Raw genomic sequence first — 26018 nt, 5'->3', positions numbered from 1 at the left:
TATTTTTATATAAAATGCGGACAAATTTAAAGCGGCTCAAAAGCCGCTTTATTCTTCGCACAAACATTAACGATTAAAGTTATTTTGTGTCTGGCTGTCATCTTCATAAGAAGGTTGGTAATCTTGATCGATATGTTGAAGATGTTCATGCATTGCACGTTCATGCTGGATACGCTGGTAAATCTCTTCACGGTGCACAGAGACTTCTTTCGGAGCATTTACCCCGATACGAACCTGGTTACCTTTTACACCAAGCACAGTCACACTGACTTGATCACCAATCATTAAAGTTTCCCCGACGCGTCGAGTCAGAATCAGCATGTTTTTCTCCTTGCAAAATGCAAAACCTGCAATCTATTGAATGTAAAACAAAAAGCACAACCAAAAATTACAAAATAAGATCTGGATAGAAATTCTGTCATCTGGGTGAAAGATTTTAATCTATCTCAGCTGGTTAAAAATCCTCAGGCTTAATATAACAGAGCCACTATAAAAAAAACTATAGTGGCTCTGCATTTTTGTAGACTTTTATAAAATACTGTCAAACAATGACAATATTCTGTCTTAACGATTAAGCGCGTACGCTAGATTCGCCTTGTTCACGGTCTAAACCGAATGCGGTATGCAATGAACGAACAGCAAGTTCAAGATAATTTTCTTCAATGATCACAGAAATCTTGATTTCAGACGTCGAGATCATCAGGATGTTGATGCCTTCATCTGCCAATGCTGTAAACATTTTGCTCGCTACACCTGCATGAGAACGCATACCTACACCCACAATCGATACTTTTACGATATCTGAACGGGTCGCAACTTCACGCGCACCAATTTCTTGAGCAGTCGCTTCAAGAATGGCTTTGGCTTTATTTAATTCGCCACGGTTCACAGTAAAAGTGAAATCAGTTGTACCATCTTCTTCAACGTTCTGGATAATCATATCCACTTCAACATTGGCATCACCAATCGGGCACAAAATTTTAGAAGCAATACCTGGTTCGTCAGGCACACCTAAAATAGTTAATTTTGCTTCGTCACGGTTAAATGCGATACCGGAGATAATTGGCTGTTCCATGTTGTCTTCCAATTCAGTCGTAATAAGTGTACCAACGTTTTGCTTAAACTCTTCGTCGAATGCGCCATCGTTGTCATTGTCGAAGCTTGATAATACGCGTAAAGGCACCTGGTATTTACCAGCAAATTCAACTGAACGAATTTGCAGGACTTTAGAACCGAGTGACGCCATCTCAAGCATTTCTTCAAATGAAATACGATCAACTTTTTTTGCTTTTGGTGCAACACGTGGATCGGTGGTATATACACCGTCAACGTCGGTATAAATCTGGCATTCATCTGCTTTGAGTGCGGCGGCAATTGCAACACCTGAAGTATCAGAACCGCCACGCCCTAAAGTGGTGGTATTGCCATGTTCATCAAAACCCTGGAAACCGGCAACGACAAGTACGCGGCCTGCATCCAGATTTGAGTTCAGGACTTCAGTATCAATGGATTCGATACGTGCCTTATTGAATGAGCTGTCGGTTTTCATGCCAACCTGGCGACCTGTTAGTGATTTTGCTTCAACTCCAATTGAGTTCAGCGCCATTGCTAACATAGAAATCGTAACCTGTTCACCCGTAGATACCATTTGGTCTAGTTCACGTGGGTCAGGGGTTTCGGTAATGGCCTTCGCTAAAGCAAGTAGACGATTGGTTTCGCCACTCATTGCTGATACCACTACCACTACCTTGTGGCCGTGGTCATGCCAGCGCTTTACACGACGAGCAACATTTAAAATGCGCTCGGGAGTACCCATAGAGGTACCGCCATATTTTTGAACGATTAATGCCATAGTTGTTCCATATAAGCCATGACCCTGATGTACCTATCAGGGTCAGTTACACAAAATTGAAGTTTTATTTTGCTGCAAGCCAGGCAGTTAAATCTGCCATCACTGGAGCAAACTTCTCGTTAAGTGGCGCGCCACCTTGTGCCAAGTCAGGTTTACCACCACCTTTACCACCTAGCTCAGTCGCTAAATGTTTGATGATGTCACCTGCTTTAATAGAAGCAGTAAAGTCTTTTGCTACAGATGCGATCAAGCTCACCTTGTCACCCTCTACACCTGCCAGAACAATCACTGCATTTTCTAATTTTGATTTCACACCGTCGTGCAGGTTGCGAAGTGCTTTCGCATCCATGTTTTCAACAGTTGTAATCAAGGTTGCACGACCTGCAATGCTTTGAACTTGGCTTAGAAGTTCACCGGCTTGCAGGCTAGCAAGTTTTTGATTGAGTTGTTCAATCTGTTTCTGCAAGCTTGATGCAGTATCAACCAACGCTTCAACTTTTTCTAAAGTCTGGTCTTTTTGCGCTTTGAGCAAACCGTTAATCGTATTGATATCGCGATCGGCTTTTTGCGCAACTTCAACTGCTTTCGTGCCTGTTACTGCTTCAATACGACGTACACCGGCTGCCACACCACCTTCAGAGGTGATTTTGAACAGACCGATATCACCGGTACGTTTTACGTGAATACCACCGCAAAGTTCGATTGAGAAGTTTTTCTCTTCAATCACTGAACCCATAGACAGTACACGTACTTCGTCACCGTATTTCTCGCCAAACAGCATCATCGCGCCTTTAGCCTTCGCAGACTCGATATCCAGAAGTTCAGTAGACACCGCAGTATTGGCAATCACTTCAGCATTGACCAAGCGTTCAATTTCTTGCAGCTGTTCAAAGCTTACAGGCTGGTCGTTGGCAAAGTCAAAACGTAACACGTCAGATGCAACCAATGAACCTTTTTGCTGTACATGTGAACCTAAAATTTGACGTAATGCAGCATGTAGCAGGTGAGTCGCAGAGTGGTTACGTGCCGTTGCTGCACGAATGTCTGCTTTAACCGTTGCTTCTACATTTTGAGTAACTTTCAAGTTACCCATAGTCACGATACCTTGGTGTACAAATGCACCACCAGATTTCTTGGTATCTTGAACTTCGAAAATACCAGTATCGTTTTTGAAGAGTCCTGTATCACCGATTTGACCACCGCTTTCTGCGTAGAAAGGTGTTTGGTTAAGTACGATCAGTGCTTCGTCGCCTTCAACCACTTCGTCAACTTGCTCGCCATCTTTGTAGATTGCGATGATTTGACCTTGACCCGCAGTTGCATCGTAACCTTCAAACTGAGTTTCACCTTCGACTTTCACAACAGAATTATAGTCGATTGCGAATTTGCCTGCATCACGTGCGCGTTGACGCTGTGCAGCCATTTCAGTTTCGAAACCAGCTTCATCAATGGTTAAGTCACGTTCACGTGCGATGTCAGCAGTCAAGTCAGTCGGGAAACCGTAAGTATCGTAAAGTTTAAATACTACTTCGCCCGGAATTACAGAACCTTTTAACTGCGCCAATTCGCCTTCAAGCAATTTCAGACCTTGCTCAAGTGTTTTAGCAAATTGCTCTTCTTCTTTCAGAAGTTGCGCTTCGATACGTGCCTGGTTGGCTGCAAGTTCAGGATATGCTGCACCCATCACTTCAATCAGTGGCTTCAACATTTTGTGGAAGAACGAACCAGTCGCACCTAGTTTGTTACCGTGACGTACTGCACGACGAATGATACGACGCAATACATAGCCACGACCTTCGTTCGATGGGTTTACGCCATCAGCAATCAGGAAGCAGCATGAACGTGCATGGTCAGCAACAACTTTAAGTGAAGCAGGGTATTCAACTGGTTTGTTTTCTGCTTGTGCTTTTGCTTCAAGTTCAGACGTATCTAAACCAATAATTTCAGCAGCAGCTTTTAGCAAGTGCTGGAACAGGTCGATTTCGTAGTTTGAGTTAACGTGCTGAAGAACAGCTGAAATACGCTCCAAGCCCATACCTGTATCCACAGAAGGCGCTGGAAGAGGGTGTAATACGCCATCCGCAGTACGGTTGAACTGCATGAAAACGTTGTTCCAGATTTCAATGAAACGGTCGCCATCTTCTTCAGGAGAACCCGGTAAGCCACCCCAGATATGATCGCCATGGTCAAAGAAGATTTCAGAACATGGACCACAAGGACCGGTGTCACCCATTGCCCAGAAGTTATCTGATGCGTATTGACCGCCTTTGTTGTCACCAATACGAATAATGCGCGAAGCGTCTAGACCGATTTCTTTGTTCCAGATGTCAAAGGCTTCATCATCGGTGTGGTAAACGGTTGCATAGAGTTTATCTTTAGGAAGACCAAGCCATTCTTCGTTAGTCAAAAAGTCCCAGGCAAATTTGATCGCATCACGTTTGAAGTAATCACCAAAGGAGAAGTTACCCAACATTTCAAAGAAAGTGTGGTGACGTGCTGTATAACCTACATTGTCCAAGTCGTTGTGCTTACCACCTGCGCGCACGCATTTTTGTGATGACACTGCACGTACATAATCGCGTTTTTCTAGACCTAAGAAGCAATCTTTAAACTGGTTCATACCAGCATTGGTGAACAGCAAAGTTGGGTCATTGGCAGGTACTAGAGAACTCGACGCGACACGTGTATGCCCTTGCGATTCAAAGTAACGCAAAAATGCTTCACGAATTTCAGCTGATGTCATAAAACGAGTACTCACAACCAAGTCACTCCATAATTTCCGATTTGGCTAAAACACCACAGTCTGACAAGCATACAAGAGCTCTGCTGCAATGCGGGGCTTAAAAATTTAAAACGCCAAATTATAACGGAAAAAGCAGTAGGCACCAATCATTTTAAAACCAATTGCGAAGGATTTATTTACTCAGGTTTTTCGCTGAATAATTAAATTGAATTTTCCCACAGTAGAATTCGTGGATATCCATCACATTAAAAATAACTGGAATTTTAAATGACCCAGATACAGACAGATGGATCAGAAATAAAATAATCGAAAATCAGTATTTTCACTGAAGTTTTTTAATGTACGGCGCCAGAAATCCTTTAACATAGAAGAGTTTTAAAATAGGCATATAAAAGGTCGAGTCATGCAACGAGTGGCAATCAATGGATTTGGGCGTATTGGACGGAATGTACTGCGTGCATGGTTTGAAAACCCGAAAGATTTTAATTTTGAAATCGTTGCCATTAACGATATTGCCGATGTTGAAACCCTGATTCACCTGTTTAAATATGACTCGACCCATGGCCGTTTTCCGGGGCAGGTGGATCTCAGCTATGATACTGAACATATCTATATGCATATCAGCTATCAAGATGCTGCATTAAAAGTACAGGTTTTGTGTGAGTCGCAGCCGGCTAAGTTGCCTTGGCAAAACTTGGCGGTAGATGTAGTGCTTGAATGTACTGGACTGTTCCGTTCTCGTGAAGCCGCGACCCAGCATATTGGAGCAGGGGCGAAACGTGTGATTATCGGCGCAGCACCTTTTGATACGGTCGATGCCGCGATTGTCTATGGTGTCAATCATCATGAAGTCAAAGCATCGGACCAGATCATTTCCAGTGTTTCTTGTACTACACAGGCTTTGGTGCCACTGGTCAAAATTGTCGATGATGCTTTTGGCATCACTAGCGCCCTGATGACTGAAATCCATGCTGTAACGGCGGATCAGTCGGTACTGGATCATGCGCATCGTGATTTGCGTCGTGCACGTGCTTCAGGCCATAACATCATTCCTACGACTTCGAGCGCACTCGGTGCCTTAAAGCGTGTCATGCCAAAAATGGAAGATCGTATTGATGGTTATTCAATTCGGGTGCCGACCATTAATGTGGCCGCGATTGATTTAACGTTTGTCTCCCAGTCGCCGATTACCGATCACAAGCTGAATGAAGTGCTGATCAAGGCTGCCCAGCAGGATTTTGCGGAAATTATGGCCGTGACAGATGAGCCATTGGTATCGAGTGATTTTAATCATTCCCCATATTCATTGATTGTGGATTTGACCCAGACTCTAGTCGTTGGGCATCAAGCCAAAGTCTTTGCCTGGTACGATAACGAGTGGGGCTATGCCAACCGTCTGCTGGATTTATGTGAATCATTTCATTAAGTTCGGGTTATCTAAACCTCAAAAGCACCGAGATACGGTGCTTTTTTCTTGCCTGTAAATATTCTGCAAGCCATGTTTTAAGAGAATTTGCCGGTAATTGATCGAAAATCAGGAATTGAGGCTGAATTATTTACGTTATCTGCAGCATTTTTCGTTAAGATAAAGACAATAAAATGAAATAAGAGCAAGCACATGATGGTGGTTTGGGGATTTATTATACTGCTGACTTTGGCGGTAATTTTTCTGATCTGGCTGCAGTTTAATCAGAGTGATGAGCCACGTAGCGTGGAAGGCGTGCCAGTCGAAGAAAAAATCGTGCATCTGGAAGAAAATTTAAAAAAGACCCTGGAAATCATGCAGGATCTAGCCAAAAAAATGCATGTGCAGCAGGAAGTGCTGGATCAGACCACAGCCAAACTTCAGCAGGTTGAATTGCAAAATGCCGAACTGGTCAGTTTGCTGACCAAAGTGGTTGATCCACAGAAATAAACAAAACCCCTTTAGAGATCATTTAAAGGGGTTTTTCTAGCGTTAGATTATTAAAATTCTTAAAATTGCAGCAGAAACCATACTGATGGCGACGGTCGGTAATAATCCAAAACGTGTAGCGGCAAATAGCGTTAAAGCCAAGGCGATCAGGTCTGCAGGATGGTCGCGTACAAAATAGGGTGCAATCACTGAAATCAGCACGCAGCCGGGGACTACTTCCAGAATTTTACGCTGGCGCTGTGTCAGCGTTTTATTTTTTAATAAGACATAGCCCAAGATCCGGGTTAAATAGGTGGTCGCAGCAATCAGGAGAATGGCCACCAAGGTGCTCATCTGGATCATGTTTGATCTTCTTGAATCAGGAAAAATGCCGAAGCGATTCCAGACAAGGCACCAATCGGCACATACCAGCCCGCAGGTAAATATAAATAAGCCAAAGCCGCACAGACTAAACTGACCAGCCATGGCCGGGCAGCCTCAAAACCTTTCCACATACTTCTTAGTAACACCAGAAATACAGCAGGAAAGGCCATATCAAAACCAAAACGGTTGATGTCGCCTAATACAGGCCCAAGCATGGCGCCGAGTGTGGTAAATCCGACCCACATCAAGTACAGGCAAAAACACAGGCCAGCATAATAAGGCATGCTAAAAGCAGCACGATAACCCAGTTGCGCCTGTTTCCTTTGTGCATCAGCCAGACCGAGTGCCCAGCTTTCATCGACCATAAAAAACAGCGCCGGAAAAACTTTAAGATTCGGAAGATGCTTTAAAGACGGCACCAAACTGGCGCCCATCAACAGATGCCGGCTATTTACCAGAAAGGTAATGAACATCAGCATGAGTAAATTTGGTGGACTGCTCCAGACTTCCAGAATGGCAAATTCAGAACCGCCGGCAAAGTTCAAACCGGTCAGTAATGGCACTTCGAGCAAGCTGAAATTCTTCTGTACCGCCGTCGCACCCAGCACCAGCGCAAAGGGGATAATTCCCAAAAGCATGGGGATAGAATCTTTCATGCCACGTTGAAATTCGCTGAAATCGGTAGGGACAACCACCGCTGCGGTGCTTTGTCTGAACAAAAGCATGGAAATGACCTGGGTACTGCAAAACTAGACCATATTTTATGGCGATATTCTGGCTAGTTGCTGTTGTAATGAAAGAGATTTACGTTTTATTTAAAATTAAATTGCGCTAAATTGAATTTAAAGGGTTTTAAATGCCAAAGTATAAATATGGATCAAATAGATAAACGCATTTTGCATGAGCTGCAAATGAATGGAAAACTGCAAAATAATGAACTGGCTCAATTAATTGGCTTGTCGCCATCACCCTGTTTAAGACGGGTGAAACAGCTGGAAGATGATGGTGTGATTGAGCAATATGTCGCGCTGCTGAATCCGCAAAAGGTCAATTTGGCGATGAGTGTGTTTGCACGTGTCTGGCTCAAGTCTCAAGAGGCTGCCGTGGTCGATCAATTTGTCGAAGCGATCAAGGAAATGCCAGAGGTGGTCGAGTGCCAGTTAATGGCGGGCGATTGTGATTTCTTTCTAAGAATTGTAGTGGCTGATCTGGATGCTTATCGTAAATTTCAGATTCACCATTTAACCCAAATTCCCTGCATTCAAAGTGTAAAAACTGAAATTCCATTGCAAACGGTCAAAAGTACCACTGCATTGCCTTTGGTTTAATGCCTGATTTTTTCATGCTATTTGTTTTGAATGTGCATTAAAACGCTGATAGTTGACACAATTGTTGTTGATTTCATCAGGTAGCGAAAATTATAAAATTTGCGATGCACAGCCAAAACTATCGTGCTAGACTAGGAGAAATCGGGTGTGCTCCCGATTTTTTTATGCGGATTCGTTCCGCGCTGACAAGAATTTAGGTTTACAACATGCCCATTTCAGAGACATGGTTATTACCTGATGGTGTAGCTGATGTATTACCAGAACAAGCGCAAGTTATTGAAAGTCTGCGCCGTAAATCACTGGATTTCCTTGCATCTCGAGGTTATCAGCTGGTGTACACGCCATTCATTGAATACATCGAATCTCTATCTTCTCTCTCAGAATCGAATCAAGATTTAGACTTAGCCACTTTTAAAGTCATCGATCAGCTTTCTGGTCGTTTGCTTGGTGTGCGTGCCGATATGACACCACAAGTGGCTCGTATTGATGCGCATGTACATCCAGTGGAAGGTGTGGCACGTTATTGCTATGCAGGAACCGTTCTGCATACCAAGCCTCGCGGCTTTAATACCTCACGTGCACCACTACAGTTGGGTGCAGAGCTATTTGGTTCAGACAGCATCGATGCCGATGTGGAAATGGTCGACTTGATGATCAGTCTGATTCAGGAGACAGGTCTGGCAGATGGTATCCATCTGGACTTAGGTCATGTAGGTTTATTCCGCAGTCTGGTGGCTCAGGCAGGCTTGAACAAAGTCGCTGAACAGCAATTATCTGATTTATACCAGCGCAAGGCTTTGCCAGAATTAGAAGAATTCACGGCAGACCTCAAATTTGGTCAGGATTTTTATGCCCTTGGACGCTATGCCAGCGACCTGGATGCATTACAAGCGCATTTAAGTGCTGAAGTGTTGGCGAATCCAGCATTCACGCAAGCTTTTAATGTCTTGCAAACCACCAAAGATGAAGTTCAAACCCGTTGGCCAAACTTGAGTATTGGTATTGATGTGGTTGAATTACGTTCATACCATTATCATACTGGCCTGATGTATGCAGTCTATGCACCGAACCGTGCAGCTGCACTGGCACAAGGTGGCCGTTATGATGGCATTGGTGAACATTTTGGCCGTGCCCGTCCGGCAACCGGTTTCTCTTGTGACTTATATGCTTTAAGCGCAGGTCAGTTTGATGCGGTACAGGTCGTGGTTGCACCTAAAGGCACTGATGCAGAACTTCTGAATGCGATTCAGAACATTCGTGCACAAGGCTTAAGTGTAATTCAGTTACTGGGTAATGATGATTTAAACTCGATTCCATATGCAACGCACCAGCTGGTGAATGCGAATGGTGAGTGGACAGTCAAAACGATTTAACTGCTTGGCTCAGTGTTCATGTCGCTGAGCGGGGCTTTCAACTTTAACAGCATGATGTAATGAGGCTATTATGGGCAAGAATGTTGTGGTACTTGGTACCCAATGGGGCGACGAAGGTAAAGGTAAAATCGTCGACCTGCTCACAGATCAAGCGGCAGCGGTAGTTCGTTATCAAGGCGGACATAACGCAGGTCACACTCTTGTGGTTGGTGGTAAGAAAACTGTCTTACACCTCATTCCATCAGGTATTTTACGTGAAAACGTATTGTGCTTAATTGGTAACGGTGTTGTTCTTTCTCCTGAAGCGCTCATCAAAGAGATGGACATTCTTGAAAAAGAAGGCGTTCCTGTTAAAGAACGTTTACGCATTTCTCCTAACTGTCCATTGATTCTTCCGAACCACATCGCACTTGATCAGGCGCGTGAGAAAAAACGTGGTAATGCGAAGATTGGTACGACAGGTCGTGGTATCGGTCCTGCATACGAAGACAAAGTAGCGCGTCGTGCAGTACGTGTTGCTGACCTGGTACGTGGTGGTGAACATCTTACTGCTCAGCTGACTGAACTTCTGGACTACCATAACTTCCAGCTGACTGAATACTACGGTGTTGAAGCAGTTAAACTGGAAGACGTGCTGGCACTGTGCGACGAATGGCGTAAAGTTGTTGCGCCACTGGTTGTGGACGTGACCACTGAATTGCATAACTACCGTAAAAACGGTGACAATATCATGTTCGAAGGTGCGCAAGGTTCACTTCTTGACGTTGACCACGGTACATATCCATATGTAACTTCTTCGAATACCACTGCTGGTGGCGTAAGCTCTGGTTCAGGTCTGGGTCCTTTGCACCTTGACTATGTACTGGGTATTACTAAAGCGTACACAACGCGTGTAGGTGCTGGCCCATTCCCAACTGAGTTGGTGTATGACGCTGCAAATGACACAGGTGATGCGATTGGTAAACACCTCGGTACGATTGGTAATGAATTTGGTGCCTCTACTGGCCGTCAACGTCGTTGTGGCTGGTTCGATGCTGAAATTCTACGCCGTTCAGTTGATGTAAACTCACTTTCTGGTATTTGCCTGACTAAACTTGACGTTCTTGACGGTTTAGAAGAAGTGAAAATCTGTGTGGGTTATGAAGCTGCAGATTCTGGTTGTGTCGGTTCTTCTGATGCGCTTGCATTCGAAACTTTAAAACCGATTTACGAGACTATGCCAGGCTGGTCTGAGTCAACTTTTGGTGCGAAATCACTGGATCAGTTGCCAGAAGCTGCATTGAACTATGTAAAACGTCTTGAGCAATTGATTGAATGTCCAATCGACATCATTTCAACAGGTCCAGACCGTGAAGAAACCATTGTTCTTCGTCACCCGTTTGATGCTTAATCTTTATTTGATTAAAGCTTGAATGATAAAAACCCATCTCCGGATGGGTTTTTTTATATGCTGAATTTATGCAGGTATTTCAAGACTAAAGTTGCATCGGTAATGTAGCGTGATGTGCTTTAACATAGTGGTATATAAAGAAAGAAAAATGAGCAGCAGGATGCAAAAAAATATATCGGCGACCATGTTTTATTCATTGTTATTCGCGATGGGCGGGGCGCCAACAATTGCCATGATGATTATTCGTGCGCAAACCCAAAATCCCGAGGTGATTTATGCGGCACTGATTGGTCTGAGTGTCATTATTGCCTGTGTTTTAGTGCCTATTATTTTATTGCAAAATGCTTTTTTATATTTCAAACGTAAAGATGAAATACTTGAACAGAAAATAAAACCACTGAGTCAGGTTTACTTGGGCCTCAATATTATTTGTCTGATTTATTGGTTGGCGATACAGTATTTGGCTTAAAAATTACATAATTTATAAGAAGATGAATAAATTAAACGTTTAGCTGCTGCACGCTTTCACTTATAATTTTTACAATGTAAATTGCCCTTGAGTCAAGGCGGAGTAAATTATAATGAAGAATAAACTTTTATTGAGTATGGCGGCTGCTACAGTCGTCACATTATCAGGTTGTACCACCATTGCCGATATTGCTGGGGCCGATTCTGCGACCTTAAATGCATCCGCGAGCCAAAGCTATAATGCCATGGTCAATGATGCGCGCAATAAAGGTCAACTGGATACCAGTTCAGCCACCTATAAACGGATTAATAATGTATTTAACCGTTTGAAGCCAATTGCTAACCAGATGAATCAAACTGGTACAGCATTCCAGTGGCAATTGGCTGTGCTCAAATCTGATCAGGTCAACGCCTTTGTTGCACCAGGTGGTAAGGTTGTATTCTATACTGGTATCGTGACGAAGCTGAATCTGACCGATGCTGAAATTGCAGCGATTATGGGGCATGAAATGGTGCATGCCTTAGAAGAGCATTCTAAGCAGAAAATCGGTGCTCAAGCCCTGACTGATCTGGCCTTGGGTATTGGCTTAAATGCAGCAGGTGTAGGTCAAGGTGGCGCTGCAGCAGCACAATTAGGTAGTCAGATCGGTATTGGCTTGCCATACTCGCGTAATCTGGAAAGCCGTGCTGACCAAGGTGGTTTAATGCTGATGGCGCGTGCTGGCTATAACCCGAATGCAGCCATTACCCTGTGGGAAAAAATGAGTAAGCAAAGCAGCAGCGGTGTGGCGTTCTTATCGACCCACCCATCAAGCAGCCAACGTATTGCCGCAATGCGTCAAAATCTGCCAGCCGCTATGCAGATTTATAACCAGAACAGATAATTTGATGATCCTCCTTTAAAAGGAAAGCTAGATCGGATTGAAAAGGCAGGGCAATGGCTCTGCTTTTTTTATAGCTAATTGGATGGTTAATATTCTGCGGGCTATTTTCAGGCAATAAAAAAGGCAAAGTCAGACTTTGCCTTTTTTCACTCGAGATCAAAAGATCTTAGTGTTGGTGACCGCCTACACCGTGTACGTGGCCGTGATCTAATTCTTCTTGAGAAGCTTCACGAACAGATACGATTTCAACTTCAAAAGTCAGGTCTTGACCAGCAAGTGGGAAGTTAGCGTCAACAACAACATTGTCGCCTTCAACTGCTTTAACAGTTACGATTTGCACGCCGTCATCAGTTTGAGCTTGGAACTGCATGCCTGCTTGAATGTTGTCTACGCCTTGGAACATTTGCGCAGGAACTTCTTGAACGAGGTCAGGATTGTATTCGCCATAACCTTCAGCAGCAGGAACGTTTACAGTGAATTTTTCACCTACAGTTTTGCCTTCTAACGCATTTTCTAAACCTGGGATGATGTTACCTGCACCGTGCAAATAGGCAAGTGGTTCACCTTGAGATTGGTCGAGAGTTTCACCCTCTGCGTTAGTCAATGTGTAGTGGAAAGAAACCACGAGGTTATTTGCAATAGCAGTCATGTTAATTGATCCATTCAATTTTTTAAGGGTACATCATAAAGTGAAATTGCATTTTTGTAGACTAAAATTAGCAAAAAAACGCAATTTGACAATTTTGTTGACGATTTTTTCATTGATTGGGCCAAATTCTGGAATTTCAATGCAATTTCAGCTTTGGAGAAATTTTTCGTGTAACAAAATCTTTTGCCGTGAGAATGCCGGCATGTGCATAACCATGAATGGTCGCCTGATGGATTCGGTATAAGGAAACGTACATCGATTTAGCAACAAAGCCTTGCACATTGACCTGACCGAGTAGTTCCCCGACGGCTTTATTCTGGCTTAAGGAAATCAGTGAGCCTTTGTCGGAAAATTTAAACATCGGTAAATAGTTTTCTCCATTGATCCGTGCTTTCAGGGCATTGGCCAGAAAATTGGCCTGTTGGCTAGCGACTTGAGCGCGTGGGCCCAAGACGGGTTCATCTGCAGCAGGTTGGCAGTGAGCACAGTCACCGAAAGCAAAAATGTCTGGGTCAGATTTAGTTTGCAGGGTGGAATAGACTTTCAGGCGGTTAATATTGTCCTTTTCCATGTCTTGCAGTTGTGCCAAGACTTCAGGTGCTTTAATCCCGGCAGCCCAGACTTTAATCTCGGCATCCAGGCTTGAGCCATCTGCAAAATAAATCTTGTCTTCATCAACTTTGGCTACGCGGTGACTGGTCAAAACTTCAATACCGAATTTTTCCAGCTGTTGCATGGTATGTTCAGCAACTTTCGGCGAGAGTGCAGTCAGAATGCGATCTGCCGCTTCAATTAAGGTGATTTTGACTTTCTTCGGGTCAACTTTGTTTAAGCCATATTTAAAGAAATTGTGTTTGGCTTCCACCAGTTCAGCTGCCAGTTCTACTCCGGTTGCTCCGGCGCCAATAATCGCGATATTCAGTTCACGGCTCGAAGCTTCATGTTGAGCATTCAGGTAGAGATGCAACAGATCCTGTTGAAAGATATCAGCTTGTGGACGGCTGTCGAGAAAATGACAGAACTGTTTGACGCCTTCGGTATTAAAGTCATTCGAGGTAGAACCCAAGGCCAGTACCAGGGTGTCATAGTCAATGCGCTGTTTTTTCTTGGATTGGGATTTTTTGGAGAAATATTCTGTTTCGACCACAATCTGTTTAGCTTCGCGATCCAGACCGGTGAATGTGCCCAAGACAAATTCATAATGATGTGTAGCTGAATGGGCAAAATAATTGGTTTCTTCTTCATGTGGATTTAAGGTGCCCGCAGCAACTTCATGCAGCAGCGGTTTCCAGATGTGCGTCAGTTTTTGATCGACCAGAATAATCTGGGCTTTACCGCTTTTACCCAAGCTCTCACCCAGCTGAGTCGCCAGTTCCAGACCACCGGCACCACCACCCACAATCACGATCTTATGTGCTGTCATATATGATTAACCTGTTTATTTTTTTAATAAAAATAAGAGAAATAGAGAGAAAATATACTATGGCATGCGCTAAAACTCGTCTTGATTAAAATTGTTATACAAATTACAAAACGTAGCAATTCTGTGAGGGCGGGTAAGTGTTGCTGCTTTGAGAAAGCAATGGGAGGGTGAGATTAATAGGCGGGAAATCTGCTAGAAGATCAGCGAGTAGATCTTCTAGCTTAAAGGGAAATTACTTGAGATTTAGCGCTATTATCTATCTAAAGGATAAAGCTTTACGCTTCGCGTATTGTCTGAAAACAAACTAAATAAGCCTTGTAGCCAGCTAAAGAATTTCTGAAACAGATTGGCTTCTTCAATTTCGACATGATCTTCAATCTGAATGGTGCGAATCAACTGATTATTCTGATAAACCTGAATGGTCGCCAAAGGCATCATGGTGGCCAAGGGTGCAATGAGTTCAGATGCTTTCACTTCAACATTGATATGGGTCTGGGTTTCCTGTAGTGGCTCGATACTTTTTAAAACGCCATCACCTGTATTTAGCATGACACGCTGATTTGCCTGATCAAACTGGTTCAGGTCAATACTGTAGCCCTGATCATATAAAGAAGTGGTAATAATCTGCGGTTGCTTGGTTTGCACCTTAAACATTTTTAAGGTGGATTTAATTACAGGCAACTCAGCAAGGAGCTGTTGATCTTTGATCGCTACTTCATTACGGGTATAGGTATAAGCCAGATTCATCAGCTTATGTGATACTTCAGCGCGTTTTGCGGCACTTTTAGTACCCAGTACCACTACAATCAGACGACGATTTGGCATTTCAAAATCTGTTGTGACGCGATTGGCTGTCAGCGCCAGATTGTAGCCTGCCGCACGGGTAAAACCGGTTTTTAAACCATCTACGGTTGGATCGACCTGAAGCACACGGTTGGTCGCACGATGAAAATGCTGATTGTAGGTAAAGCTTGGCTGCTTGGAATAATACAGATAATCCGGAGTTTCATTCACCACCGCCATAGACAGTCTGGCCAAATCGGCGGCAGTCGAATAATGCTCAGGCATGGTAATGCCGGCCGGATTCTGGAAATTGGTATGCTGCATGCCCAGCGCTTTGGCTTCCTGATTCATACGTTCAACAAACTGCGGAATACCACCCGAAATTTTCTCAGCCAGCGTGACTGCGGCATCATTAGCAGACATGATAATTAAGCCCGCCAGAAGCTGATCGACTGAAATCTGATCACCTTCTTTCAGGTACATCTGTGACTCATCCCACATCACGGTTTTTACCACAGAGGTCGCGGTTAAAACTTCATTTTTATTTAATTTCCCGGCCTCAATTTCCTTTAAGGCAATATAAGCCACCATCATTTTGGTCAGCGAAGCCGGAGCACGCTGAACGTCGGCATTGTGCGCTGCAATGACTTGACCGGACTGTGAATCCAGAATGGTCCAGGCTTCAGCTTCAACGCTTTCAGGCACAATATTGAGTAGGGCAGCATGTGAAAATGCAGAAATAAATAAACTGAAAACCGCAATCAGTGAGATGATGTATTTCAATGGTGTTCCTTGATAACCCGCTGGGTGTTGAACGATTTAATTTTCACGCATGCTATGCCTTTTTTATACAGATAGCTAGTCGTAAATGTAGACAAATAAGACAGCTAAACCATACTGGCTTAAAAAATGCTAAGCTAAGCTATATCTCATTTATTTTAATTTTATATCGTTCATTATGTTGCATTATCAAATTGAATTTGACGATTATCGTCAGCATCTTATTCACGTGACTGTTCGTTTTCTTGCGGACCCGACCCAAGTCCTGTCATTACCGACCTGGATTCCGGGAAGCTATCTGATTCGAGAGTTTTCCAAGCACATTGAAGCGCTCAAAGCCTATGATGAAGATGGGCGCCAGTTACAGATCCAGAAATTTGAAAAGAACAAATGGCGTTTATTCAATACTGATCATGAACTGATTACGGTTGAATATGATGTCTATGCCTATGACCTGTCCGTTCGTGGTGCGTATGTGGATCAAAATCGTCTCTACGTGAACCCGGCTTGTGCATGTCTGGGGCTAGAAGGTCAGGAAAATAAAGAAATTGAGCTGGAAATTTTCCTGCCAGATGAATTAAAGCATTTTCAGCTGGCAACCGGCATGCAAGCTAAAAGTCTGGTCAAAGGCCGTTTCACGCTCAAAGCCAAAAACTATGCCGAATTGATTGATGCGCCATTTGAGCTGGCAGAACAAACCCGTTTCAGTTTTGAAGCAAATAGCATTCCACATGAATTTGTGGTGTCCGGTAAACATGCCATGAATGCGGCGCGTATGCAGCAGGATATTGAAAAAATCTGTGCCACAGAAATTTCAATGTTTGGTTCGGCGCCGTTTGCAAACTATACCTTTATGACCATGGCAACCGGCAATAGCTATGGTGGTCTGGAGCATCCGAACTCGACCAGCCTGATTTCACCGCGTGATGACTTGCCGAAAGCCAATGAACCTGAAGAACCGTCGAAAGATTATCAGCGTTTCTTGGGCTTATGTAGCCATGAATATTTCCATTCATGGTTGGTAAAGTTTATTCGTCCTGAAAACTTCGTTAACTACGATCTAAACAGAGAAGGCTATACTTCTTTATTGTGGATCTTTGAAGGTTTTACCTCTTATTACGATGATTTGATTTTGCTGCGCAGTGGCGTGATTAATCAGGAATCGTATATTGCTTTGTTAAAAGCACAGATTGACCGTTATTTGCAAAATCCGGGACGTGCGATTCAGTCAGTGTCTGAATCCAGTTTTGATGCCTGGGTGAAATTCTACCGTCAGGATGAAAACTCGAATAATGCGGGTACTAGCTATTACAACAAAGGTTGTCTAGTTGCACTGTGCCTGGATTTGGGGCTGCGTTTACGTGGTTCAAGTCTGGATGCCTTAATGCGCCGTTTGTATGAAAATGCGCAAAATGGTATTCAGGTGCATGAACGAACGATCTTTGAATTGTGTAAAGAACTGACAGGAGATGATTGGTCAGAACAGATTAATCATTTGATCAATACCACAGATGAGTTGCCACTGGATCAGCTTTTCCCTGAGTTTGGTATAGGTTATAGCCTGAAAAATGACAAGTCTTTGCCATTCGGTTTAAAACTGGCAGATAAGCCGGAAGGTGTTCTAGTTCAATCTGCGCGTCGTGATGGGGCTGCTGTACTCGCTGGCCTTTCTGCCAATGATGTCATTATTGCAATTGATGGCTTAAAAGCAACGACCAAACTTGTTGAAAGCTATGCAAAACAGCAAGGTACTTTTACAGTGTATGCATTCCGTCGTGATGAGCTGATGAGTTTTGAAGTTCAAGCCGCGGGTTCTGAACTGACCGAAGTTGAACTGAAAGTGGAAGATCCAGCTAAAGCCGAGAAATGGCTTAAAGCTTAAATCCGAAATTATTCTTAATTTAAAAAACCGGTGCATCGTCACCGGTTTTTTATTGAAGTGCATGTTGAAAGCAAATCTATTTAATGATCAGTCGTGAAGTTCCGCGGAATTCCGCCACGATTTGATTATGTTGATTCATCACCTGAATATCATAAATGCCACTACGGCCACTGCTGGCCTTATGTTCTGCTATAGCAGTCAGTGTGTCGCCAAGCAAGCCCGGTTTTAAATAATGAATACCGCAATGTTGACCGACTGCCGGATGTTCACCGGTATTGCAGGCAATGGCAAAGGCTGCATCTGCCAATGCGAAAATCACGGCACCATTACAGGTCTGATGACCCTGTAAATGCTGTTCAGTCACCTTTAATTCGATCTTTGCATAATTGTGGTTATAAGAAACCAGATGAGCACCAAGATGCTGAATTAACCGGTCCTGATTAAACATCTGGCTGACTTGCTGATCCATTACAAAACTCCTTTTAAGATACGTTTTATTTTAAATTATTAAATATATGAATCATAAATAGCATTAGATAGTCAGAATGACAAGAGGGCAGAGTCAGAAATCTTGTTTGCACACATAAGAAAAAGCAGGTAAAACCCATATTTAGGAATGGCTTTTTTATTATTAGAAGATGAATCAGAAAAGTTTAAATTGTGGCATTGGAATTACAGTTGTATGGCTAGCTGTAATTTTTCTATTTTGGTTTTTTGGTGATTTGAAAAATCCAACATCTTTAAATGAATTAGGTGATTTTCTTGCAGGTATAGTTGCACCTATCGCTTTCTTATGGCTGATTTTAGGCTATGTGCAGCAAGGTAAGCAGCTAGAGCAAAATACAAAAGCATTAGAACAACAGGAAAGAGCATTACAGCTCCAAATCCAGGAAATGAAAGAAAGTGTTGAATATCAAAAACAACTTGGTGAAATTCAGAAAATTCAATTACAAGAAGTACAAAAAACATTAGAACCACGTTTTCTTATATTGAGTTCTAGAGTTAGGACTGTATTTTCAAATAAGGAAATGACTATTAATTGTTATGCGAACTTATATTTGATAATCGAAAACTTGGGTGAAGATGCGTTTGATTTTAAAATACAATCAGGTGAAAAAAACGCAGTTATAGCTAAAGAAAATAAATTTTTAGCTAGTGAGGTTAAACATATTAAGTTTGAACTAGACCAAACGAAATTAGATGAATTAAATAAGCATAAAGAAGTTGACGCTGATTTTATAATTGAGTATCAGAGTAAAAATGGAAGAGACTATAAGAAGTTACTAAAAACATATATTTATCAATCTAAGCATCCATTTTATGAACTTGAATCTAACATGATTGATAAGTAATAAACTCAATTCCCCCGATACGTTGAATAGCCATAAGAACTTAATAACAGTGGAATATGGTAATGCTCCAACGTGCCATCAATCACAAAAACTACCGGCACTTCAGGGAAGAACGTCCGTTGATTATTGGCCTTAAACCAATCACTCGTTTTAAACGTTACTTTATAAACGCCTTTTTGTAACGCGGTGTCTTTAGGATAAAATTCTTTAATACGACCATTACTGTCTGTCTTGGCTTCATTGAGCTTGACCCATTTCTCACCTTGTTGAGCTTCTAGGGTGACCGTGACATTAGCAGAGGGTAGGCCGGTTTCCTGATTAAGTACATGCACACTCAGCGGATTGGCAAAGCCAAAAGTTGAAAGGGAAGTCGCAGCTAAAGCGAAAATTATTTTTTTCATGAGACTCACATTAAAATGAATACTTTAATTAATTCTAATAGATTGAAAAATAAAAAAATATTTAAGTTATGTAATAAAAAAAGCCCACCGAAGTGAGCTTGATTGAATCTATTCAAACTTAGCCACGACCGCGGCCGCGACCACGTGGTGCTTTGGTATTTGGACGAGTTGTGCCATTGGTCTTACGACGCGGCTTTTCACTTTCATCCATTTGCCAGATACGTTTGGTGCCAGACTTTTTCACAGAACCATCTTTGTTCTTGCGAACCATTGGCTTACCACCCGTACCACCCGGCTTTTTCACATAAGAGCGTGAACGGTATGGTTCTTCCGCAGGAACATTCTGGAAGTCTGGATAAAGTAATGGTTCAATTTCTCTGGTTTCACCCGGTTGCAATCCCATACGAACCAAATCAATCTCACCAATTTTGGTACGGATCAAACGCAGTGTAGGGAAGCCGACAGCAGATGTCATACGACGAACCTGACGGTTACGACCTTCACAGATTGAAATCTCAACCCAAGACGTCGGAACAGAGGCACGGAAACGTACAGGAGGATTACGCTCCCACAACCATTCCGGTTCAGATACTTTTTCAGCACGTGCAGGAAGCGTCATGCCATCTTTCAGTTCAACGCCTTTACGAAGCTGTTCAAGTGCTTCTTCGGTCACATCACCTTCCACTTGCACCATATAAGTTTTAAACTTTTTATTGGCAGGATTGGTGATATATTGGTTGAGACCACCGTGATCGGTGAGGAAAACCAGACCTTCTGAGTCCATGTCCAAACGACCCGCAAGACGTAAATCTTTGTCGTTGACAAAATCAGCCATGGTTGGGTGCTTTTCATCCGCACGGAATTGGGAGAGGACGTCATAAGGTTTGTTTAGAATGACGATTTTCATAGGAAATAACTTCTATAATTACATTAATTTAAAAAATGTAGAGGTTTATTTAAAAGGGAAATTTAGTTATTTCCCGTATAAATCTCAAAAACAACAAATCTGGATTAGAATATTATGCGTTAAGAACAGTTGAAAGTATTGCCTAATTGGCAATTATTTTAGATTTGTCAGCGGCATCCGGGAGAATACTAATAATGGGATATCAAAAAATCGTAGTACCTGTGGATGGTACCAAAATTACCGTTAATGCAGACCTGTCACTCAACGTACCAAATAATCCAATTATCCCATTTATCGAAGGGGATGGAATTGGTGCAGATATTACACCAACAATGCGAACTGTGGTAGATGCTGCTGTGCAAAAAGCATACGCCGGGAAGCGTTCCATCGAATGGATGGAAGTCTACTGCGGTGAAAAAGCTGACAAAATTTACGGCACCTATATGCCTGAAGAAACTCTCGAAGCACTGCGCGATTATGTGATATCGATTAAAGGTCCACTGACCACGCCAGTCGGTGGTGGTATTCGTTCCTTGAATGTGGCTTTACGTCAGGAACTGGATTTATATGTCTGTGTACGTCCGGTGCGCTGGTTTGAAGGGGTACCTTCGCCAGTACATAATCCGGAACTGACCGATATGGTGATTTTCCGTGAGAATTCAGAAGATATTTATGCCGGTATTGAATGGAAAGCAGATTCTCAGGAAGCGAAAAAGGTTATCAAGTTTTTGAAAGAAGAAATGGGTGTAACCAACATCCGCTTTGAAGACAATTGTGGAATCGGAATCAAACCTGTCTCCAAAGAAGGTAGCCAGCGTCTGGTACGTAAAGCGATTCAATTTGCCATTGAGAATGACAAGCCGAGTGTGACCTTGGTGCACAAAGGCAATATCATGAAATACACCGAAGGGGCGTTTAAAGAGTGGGGTTATGAAGTTGCGCTGGAACGTTTTGGCGGTGAGCTTTTAGATGGTGGTCCGTGGGTTAAAATCAAAAATCCAAGAACAGGCAAAGACATTATTATTAAAGATGTCATTGCAGATGCCTTCTTGCAGCAAATCCTGATGCGTCCAGCAGAATATTCTGTGATTGCGACACTCAACTTAAATGGTGACTATATTTCTGATGCGCTGGCCGCGGAAGTCGGTGGAATCGGAATTGCACCAGGTGCCAATATTGGCGGTTCGATTGCAGTCTATGAGGCAACCCACGGCACAGCGCCTAAATATGCCGGACAAGATAAAGTAAATCCGGGTTCGATTATTTTGTCTGCTGAAATGATGTTGCGTGATATGGGCTGGACAGAAGCTGCCGACCTGATCATCAAGGGGATTTCGGGTGCGATTGCGGCAAAAACGGTGACCTATGATTTCGAGCGTCTGATGCCAGGGGCGACCTTACTTCGTTGTTCCGAGTTTGGTGAGGCGATTATTGCTAATATGGATACCTGAAATTGCGAAGCAATTTATGAGTTAAAGCCCGTAGTAATTGCGGGTTTTTTTATAGTTTTATTTCCAGGCAAAGTCTGAACAGATAAGAGCTAAACGTTAAAATAAGTATCAGGCTGCAAGATCATGTAAGAAGTGTAATGAGCCTAGAAATGATTCGTTCTAAGCTGAACGACTTACTAAAGCTTGTATTACATTGACGTATTTGGATACAGCTCAGCGATTGGCTTATTTTGTATAAACGTTACAGTGATGAATGGAACTTCCAGTGATATAGAGACGTTTCTCCAAAGGAGTAAATCATGGCTAAAGCTAAAGCGAGACATAAGCAGGTCCAACAAAAAGATAAGCAGGACAATGCTCAGAATGAAGAGCAGCAACAGCAACAACAGCAACAACAGCAACAACCATCGAAACCATCTCGTGCTAAAAAACGTAGATAATCTCCTATCCACCTGAAATAACAAAACCCTCATTTGAGGGTTTTGTTATTTGGAGGCTAATATAAACTCATCACTAAAAATAACAGGATTGTGACTTTAAATTAGGCCGTGATGATTAAGATAAAAGTCATCTATTTAATTTGATGCGAATATTGGTGAAATTTCTTCGGATTATAAGCTTACTGTTATCTATAGGTTTTTTACTAACTGCCTGTCAGCCACCGCCTTCAGGTGAAGCAGCCGGTTGGAAAAGCCCTTATCTATATTGGCAATTACAGAGAACCAAGTTAGAAGCTCCGCTACAGATTCCGGTTGAAGGCGTCAGAGTTGGCCAAATTAATGATACTTGGGGAGCAGCGCGTAGTGCAGGTCGTAAACACGAAGGGACGGATATTTTTGCCAAACGTGGTACGCCAGTATTTAGCGCGACCCAAGGGATTGTGCGTAGGATTGGCACCAATAATCTGGGTGGAAAAATCATCTGGGTGACCGGTCCAAATATGAGCCAACATTATTATGCACATCTGGATGACTATGCAGAACATATTCAGGAAGGCGACTGGGTTGAGGCAGGTGAAGTCATCGCTTATGTGGGGAATACAGGTAATGCCAAAAATACCTCACCGCATTTACATTATGGGATTTATCTGGGTGGGCAAGGAGCAACCAATCCTTATCCTTATTTAGTTCCTTCTCCATGAGCAGACACTGGCTGAGTTTGTTGTTCAGGCTTGAGTCTGGCAGGACGTGTACACCAGAACAATTGCAATGTTCCTAATAAAAGAACCAATGTGGCCAGTATGAACTGTTGATGATAGCTCAATCCAAAATATTGCAGCGCACTAAAGCTGAGTCCACCGATCAGCTGAATCGAGGCAAAACACAAGGTAGCAATACTCCAGAGCTTTTTATAAGCCAGTCCATACAGTTGCAAAATGGTATAGGAGGTCAGGAAGACCACAGCCGGATTTAGCATCCCAGTGAAAAAGGAAGAGTTAAAAGTGTGCAATGGGCTGGCATCTAGAGTCGCAATAAAAATAGCCATAATATAAAGACTATAAAGAATTTTCAGGGCAGCAAAATTACCCCATTTTCTGGCCAGTGCATAAGCACTCAAGGCGCCTAAAGCACTACCTAGTCCATACAGAATCCAGTTGAAATTAATCCAGAACAAGCTCAATCCCAACTGCTGGCTTAAATAATCAATCCAGAAGAGTGAATGTGGTATATAGGCGAAAGCACTACAGGCGTAAACCGTCAATAAACTATAAAAGACGCTATTCAAAGATAGAGTAGAGATAACCGAAGGGGCTTGTGCGGACAAATACGGCTTAAATTTCTGAATCAGTAAACTTAAAACGATACAGATAAGCAAAGCAAAACCACATAAGATTAGCCAGGCCGTCTGTATGGAAATTTGATCCAGATAAGGCAGAAACAGGGTCGCAATTAAAACGCCTAGTCCAATTCCGCTAAAACCAATAAAGTTGATTTTAAGACGGTCTTGAAGTTCACAGCACTGTGCAACCACACTCGGCGATAAGATCATCATCAGTCCACCGCTGATCCCGGAAATAATCCGCCAAGCGATATACCATACTTCAGAAAAACCAGAAAATGCACAGCACATCAGGCTGAACATGCCGGCAAAGGCTGAAATTTGAATATAGGTACTCATGCTGCGGTCTTGAGGCAGGCGCATGGCCGTAAATGCACCGATTAAATAACCCAGCAAATTGGCACTGCCCAAGAGGCTGGAAAAATCTGTGTTCCAGTCAAAGGCCTCTCGTGTACCAGGTAACAACGCGGTATAAGAAAAGCGAAGAATGCCAATGCCCAAGCACATACTAAGGCAGAGAAAAAGGCTGAGCTTCATTGTGTTTGAGGACATCCGTGTACTCATGGAATTTTATGTTTGGTCAAAAAATAACATGAATCTTCATGATTGAGGGGAAATTGTCTGAGAAGAAACCATTGAGTGCAGAAATTTGCTCAAGTAAGCCCGTATGATTTTTAAGATTTCATCAGTCAAAAGCCTGAATTTTTTCAGAGAAATAAAAAACCGCGTATCAACGCGGTTTTTTATATTGTCTATTTCAAGAATTAACGCATCTTGGCCAGGAAACGGCCAACACGGGTAATGGCTTCACGCAGTTCGTTTTCAGCCGGCAGGAATACTACACGGAAATGATCCGGTGTTGGCCAGTTAAAGCCTGTCCCTTGAACCAGAAGTACTTTTTCTGCCCGCAACAAATCCAGCATCAGTTTTTCATCGTCCTGAATTGGATACACATTCGGATCCAGTTTCGGGAAGCAGTACATCGCACCTTCAGGTTTGACACAAGACACTCCTGGAATCTCGTTCAGCATTTCCCAGGCAATATTGCGCTGTTCATATAAGCGGCCACCCGGGCGAATCAGGTCATTAATCGACTGATAGCCGCCCAGTGCAGTCTGAATCGCATATTGTGCCTGATGGTTGGCACATAGACGCATTGATGCCAGCATATCCAGACCTTCGATATAGTCTGCTGCACGTGCTTTATTGCCGGTAATGGCCATCCAGCCGGAACGAAAACCAGCAATACGATAGGCTTTAGATAAACCGTTAAACGAAACACAGAGCTGATCGCCAGCCAGAGCTGCTACAGCAACATGCTCGATTCCATCGTAGATAATTTTGTCGTAGATTTCATCAGCAAATAAAATCAGGTCATATTTCTTGGCCAAGTCGACGATTTGTTGCAACACATGACGTGGGTAAACCGAACCGGTCGGGTTATTCGGGTTGATAATCACAATACCACGCGTATTCGGCGTGATTTTGCTTTCCATATCAGCAATATCTGGATACCAGTGATTTTCTTCATCACATTTATAGTGAATCGCTGTACCGCCAGATAGATTCACTGCCGCCGTCCAGAGTGGATAATCTGGCATTGGAATCAGCATTTCATCGCCATCATCCAGCAGACCCTGCATGGCCATCACGATCAGTTCAGACACACCATTACCGATATAGACGTCATTGACGTGCATATCTAGAATGCCTTTTTGCTGATAATACTGACAGATCGCCTTACGCGCCGGGAAAATCCCTTTGGAATCGGTATAGCCAATCGCATTCGACAGGTTTAAAGCCACATCGTTGATAATTTCTTGCGGTGCTTCAAAACCGAATGGGGCAGGGTTACCAATATTTAATTTGATAATTTTGTGACCGGCTTCTTCCATCTCGATGGCCGCTCGTAACACAGGTCCGCGAATGTCGTAGCATACATGCTCGAGCTTAGATGATTTCTTGATCTCGCGAGGGGTTTGGAAAGTGTTCGGCATTTTGATGTTCTCGGAAGGAGTGGAGGTCACTTTTGCATAACGATATAAATAACTTTTAAATGTCTCAGTTGTGACTAGATCGAGATCATGTTCATCTCGAAGTAGTGCAACAATTTTTTCATGCGTAAATCCAAGCTGCTGATATTGTTTGATCACAGGCAGCAGATTTTTAAAAATTACGCTCTTTTTTTGCGACATTTTTTAATCCTGAGCAAATTTAGAGCTAAGAATACCATTAAATTTGCTCACTAAAAAACATTTAATGTAAAAATTGCTTACTTTTATTTTTATATTTGCT

The 26018-nt window shown here is 42.9% G+C and carries 25 protein-coding genes; 12 read left to right on the top strand and 13 right to left on the bottom strand.

Features of this window, described 5'->3' with window-relative positions; genetic code table 11:
* Positions 1 to 66: 66 nt before the first annotated feature.
* The 3 genes from csrA to alaS form a co-directional block, all read right to left on the bottom strand.
* Positions 67 to 321 (bottom strand): carbon storage regulator CsrA, encoded by a 255-nt coding sequence (csrA, locus tag PV763_RS06400; protein ID WP_004278972.1) that lies wholly within the window; start codon positions 319 to 321, stop codon positions 67 to 69.
* Between the two features lie 250 nt (positions 322 to 571).
* Entirely contained in the window at positions 572 to 1852 is a 1281-nt protein-coding gene (locus PV763_RS06395; RefSeq protein ID WP_253173579.1) for an aspartate kinase, read from the bottom strand.
* A gap of 64 nt (positions 1853 to 1916) precedes the next feature.
* A complete protein-coding gene (gene alaS / locus PV763_RS06390) occupies positions 1917 to 4610 on the bottom strand; it encodes an alanine--tRNA ligase (protein ID WP_180038739.1) in 2694 nt (897 codons plus the stop codon).
* Positions 4611 to 4998: 388 nt separating this feature from the next.
* On the opposite strand from alaS, the gene PV763_RS06385 reads away from it, so the two are divergent.
* Positions 4999 to 6021: a type I glyceraldehyde-3-phosphate dehydrogenase gene (locus PV763_RS06385; protein WP_004278969.1), complete on the top strand. Its 1023-nt coding sequence runs from the start codon at positions 4999 to 5001 to the stop codon at positions 6019 to 6021.
* A gap of 192 nt (positions 6022 to 6213) precedes the next feature.
* A complete protein-coding gene (locus PV763_RS06380) occupies positions 6214 to 6510 on the top strand; it encodes a hypothetical protein (protein ID WP_004278968.1) in 297 nt (98 codons plus the stop codon).
* Between the two features lie 42 nt (positions 6511 to 6552).
* Here the strand turns inward: PV763_RS06380 and PV763_RS06375 are convergent, their stop codons facing one another.
* Both PV763_RS06375 and PV763_RS06370 read right to left on the bottom strand, forming a co-directional pair.
* The gene (locus PV763_RS06375) at positions 6553 to 6852 is read right to left on the bottom strand and encodes an AzlD family protein (protein WP_374952650.1); all 300 of its coding nucleotides are present in this window, start codon (positions 6850 to 6852) and stop codon (positions 6553 to 6555) included.
* Positions 6849 to 7598, bottom strand: a complete 750-nt coding sequence (locus tag PV763_RS06370) for an AzlC family ABC transporter permease (protein WP_374952651.1) — start codon at positions 7596 to 7598, stop codon at positions 6849 to 6851. Before PV763_RS06370 ends, PV763_RS06375 begins: the two co-directional genes overlap by 4 nt.
* A gap of 147 nt (positions 7599 to 7745) precedes the next feature.
* Here PV763_RS06370 and PV763_RS06365 point away from each other — a divergent pair, with 147 nt between their 5' ends.
* From PV763_RS06365 to PV763_RS06345, 5 genes are all read left to right on the top strand, one after another.
* On the top strand, positions 7746 to 8201 hold the full coding sequence (locus PV763_RS06365; RefSeq protein WP_114541872.1) for an Lrp/AsnC family transcriptional regulator: 456 nt from the start codon (positions 7746 to 7748) through the stop codon (positions 8199 to 8201).
* A gap of 206 nt (positions 8202 to 8407) precedes the next feature.
* Complete coding sequence (locus tag PV763_RS06360) at positions 8408 to 9574, top strand: ATP phosphoribosyltransferase regulatory subunit (protein ID WP_004278964.1); 1167 nt, start codon at positions 8408 to 8410, stop codon at positions 9572 to 9574.
* Positions 9575 to 9644: 70 nt separating this feature from the next.
* Complete coding sequence (locus PV763_RS06355) at positions 9645 to 10964, top strand: adenylosuccinate synthase (RefSeq protein WP_004278963.1); 1320 nt, start codon at positions 9645 to 9647, stop codon at positions 10962 to 10964.
* Between the two features lie 160 nt (positions 10965 to 11124).
* Positions 11125 to 11433: a hypothetical protein gene (locus PV763_RS06350; RefSeq protein ID WP_420937505.1), complete on the top strand. Its 309-nt coding sequence runs from the start codon at positions 11125 to 11127 to the stop codon at positions 11431 to 11433.
* Positions 11434 to 11545: 112 nt separating this feature from the next.
* Positions 11546 to 12316 (top strand): M48 family metallopeptidase, encoded by a 771-nt coding sequence (locus PV763_RS06345; protein WP_420937504.1) that lies wholly within the window; start codon positions 11546 to 11548, stop codon positions 12314 to 12316.
* A 166-nt stretch (positions 12317 to 12482) separates the two neighbouring features.
* On the opposite strand, the gene slyD is transcribed toward PV763_RS06345, so the two are convergent.
* From slyD to PV763_RS06330, 3 genes are all read right to left on the bottom strand, one after another.
* Positions 12483 to 12965, bottom strand: a complete 483-nt coding sequence (gene slyD, locus PV763_RS06340) for a peptidylprolyl isomerase (protein WP_004278960.1) — start codon at positions 12963 to 12965, stop codon at positions 12483 to 12485.
* A 136-nt stretch (positions 12966 to 13101) separates the two neighbouring features.
* On the bottom strand, positions 13102 to 14388 hold the full coding sequence (locus tag PV763_RS06335) for an NAD(P)/FAD-dependent oxidoreductase (protein ID WP_420937503.1): 1287 nt from the start codon (positions 14386 to 14388) through the stop codon (positions 13102 to 13104).
* 252 nt (positions 14389 to 14640) lie between these two features.
* Complete coding sequence (locus PV763_RS06330; RefSeq protein ID WP_420937502.1) at positions 14641 to 15954, bottom strand: D-alanyl-D-alanine carboxypeptidase PBP6B; 1314 nt, start codon at positions 15952 to 15954, stop codon at positions 14641 to 14643.
* Positions 15955 to 16129: 175 nt separating this feature from the next.
* Here PV763_RS06330 and PV763_RS06325 point away from each other — a divergent pair, with 175 nt between their 5' ends.
* Entirely contained in the window at positions 16130 to 17833 is a 1704-nt protein-coding gene (locus PV763_RS06325) for a M61 family metallopeptidase (RefSeq protein ID WP_420937501.1), read from the top strand.
* Between the two features lie 76 nt (positions 17834 to 17909).
* Here PV763_RS06325 and paaI read toward each other — a convergent pair whose 3' ends face one another.
* Positions 17910 to 18302 (bottom strand): hydroxyphenylacetyl-CoA thioesterase PaaI, encoded by a 393-nt coding sequence (gene paaI, locus PV763_RS06320; protein ID WP_420937500.1) that lies wholly within the window; start codon positions 18300 to 18302, stop codon positions 17910 to 17912.
* A gap of 169 nt (positions 18303 to 18471) precedes the next feature.
* Here paaI and PV763_RS06315 point away from each other — a divergent pair, with 169 nt between their 5' ends.
* Entirely contained in the window at positions 18472 to 19185 is a 714-nt protein-coding gene (locus PV763_RS06315; RefSeq protein WP_044113018.1) for a hypothetical protein, read from the top strand.
* Positions 19186 to 19190: 5 nt separating this feature from the next.
* Here PV763_RS06315 and uraH read toward each other — a convergent pair whose 3' ends face one another.
* Together uraH and PV763_RS06305 are read right to left on the bottom strand one after the other, a co-directional pair.
* Positions 19191 to 19586, bottom strand: a complete 396-nt coding sequence (gene uraH / locus PV763_RS06310; RefSeq protein ID WP_044113019.1) for a hydroxyisourate hydrolase — start codon at positions 19584 to 19586, stop codon at positions 19191 to 19193.
* A gap of 118 nt (positions 19587 to 19704) precedes the next feature.
* Positions 19705 to 20493, bottom strand: coding sequence for an rRNA large subunit pseudouridine synthase E (locus PV763_RS06305; RefSeq protein WP_004731551.1), 789 nt, complete (start codon positions 20491 to 20493; stop codon positions 19705 to 19707).
* A gap of 194 nt (positions 20494 to 20687) precedes the next feature.
* Between PV763_RS06305 and icd the strand changes: the two genes are divergently transcribed.
* The 3 genes from icd (at position 20688) to PV763_RS06290 (ending at position 23085) form a co-directional block, all read left to right on the top strand.
* A complete protein-coding gene (gene icd / locus PV763_RS06300) occupies positions 20688 to 21944 on the top strand; it encodes an NADP-dependent isocitrate dehydrogenase (protein ID WP_420937499.1) in 1257 nt (418 codons plus the stop codon).
* Positions 21945 to 22243: 299 nt separating this feature from the next.
* Complete coding sequence (locus tag PV763_RS06295) at positions 22244 to 22384, top strand: hypothetical protein (RefSeq protein ID WP_005252272.1); 141 nt, start codon at positions 22244 to 22246, stop codon at positions 22382 to 22384.
* A 143-nt stretch (positions 22385 to 22527) separates the two neighbouring features.
* The gene (locus tag PV763_RS06290) at positions 22528 to 23085 is read left to right on the top strand and encodes a M23 family metallopeptidase (protein WP_420937498.1); all 558 of its coding nucleotides are present in this window, start codon (positions 22528 to 22530) and stop codon (positions 23083 to 23085) included.
* On the opposite strand, the gene PV763_RS06285 is transcribed toward PV763_RS06290, so the two are convergent.
* Both PV763_RS06285 and PV763_RS06280 read right to left on the bottom strand, forming a co-directional pair.
* A complete protein-coding gene (locus tag PV763_RS06285; RefSeq protein ID WP_420937497.1) occupies positions 23064 to 24275 on the bottom strand; it encodes a YbfB/YjiJ family MFS transporter in 1212 nt (403 codons plus the stop codon). The two genes, PV763_RS06290 and PV763_RS06285, sit on opposite strands and share 22 nt — an antisense overlap.
* A gap of 212 nt (positions 24276 to 24487) precedes the next feature.
* Complete coding sequence (locus PV763_RS06280; RefSeq protein ID WP_420937496.1) at positions 24488 to 25918, bottom strand: pyridoxal phosphate-dependent aminotransferase; 1431 nt, start codon at positions 25916 to 25918, stop codon at positions 24488 to 24490.
* Positions 25919 to 26018 lie beyond the last annotated feature (100 nt).

The sequence above is a fragment of the Acinetobacter sp. AS5 genome (assembly GCF_048957595.1).
Taxonomy (GTDB): domain Bacteria; phylum Pseudomonadota; class Gammaproteobacteria; order Pseudomonadales; family Moraxellaceae; genus Acinetobacter.
The sequence above is the reverse complement of the archived record's forward strand: the minus strand, read 5'-3'. Positions and strand labels throughout refer to the sequence as shown.